Source organism: Hyphomonas sp. UBA3601 (assembly GCF_002375605.1).
Lineage (GTDB): Bacteria > Pseudomonadota > Alphaproteobacteria > Caulobacterales > Hyphomonadaceae > Hyphomonas.
Map to the genome: position 1 here is coordinate 1 of NZ_DFME01000011.1, position 651 is coordinate 651.

Here is a 651-nt window from a genome sequence, read left to right on the forward strand (position 1 = left end):
CGGGGCCTCCTGCAGCAAGAGATTCCGGCTTTCGCCAGGAATGCAGACTCTATCACCTGCCGCGCCCCGACACATGACCCTGCCAGCCTTGAAACTGATCTGGTAACCCCCGGAAGGCGCCGCCTGTCCGGCCGCTTGTGCTGCGTGCAAGAAAAAGGGCCCAACCTTACGGCGGGCCCTTTGCAAATCTCACCNNTCATTCTCACCCCCGATCCGTGTCCCCGGCGCATGCCGGGGCCTCCTGCAGCAAGAGATCCCGGCTTTCGCCAGGAATGCAGGCTCTATCACCTGCCGCGTCCGGACACATGACTCCGCCAGCCTTGAAGCTGATCTGGTAACCCCCGGAACGCGCCGCCTGCCCGGCCGTTTGTGCTGCGCGCAACAAAAAGGGCCCAACCTTGCGGCGGGCCCTCTCTGAATTCTCATCTGCCCGAAGGCGTCGCCTTAGCCAGCGATGTCGGCCTCGGAGAAGAATTGCGCGATCTCGATCGCGGCATTCTCTTCGGAGTCCGAACCGTGCACGGTGTTTTCGCCGATGGATTTGGCGAACAGTTTGCGGATCGTGCCGTCAGCGGCTTCGGCCGGGTTCGTGGCGCCCATGACTTCACGGTAGGCGGCAACAGCGTTCTCGCCTTCGAGGACCTGAACGAC

At 63.0% G+C, this 651-nt stretch carries 1 protein-coding gene; it reads right to left on the reverse strand.

Features of this window, described 5'->3' with window-relative positions; genetic code table 11:
- Positions 1-444: 444 nt before the first annotated feature.
- Positions 445-651 (reverse strand): nucleoside-diphosphate kinase (locus B4F73_RS00775; RefSeq protein ID WP_290482283.1); only part of this gene is annotated, 207 nt, incomplete at its 5' end.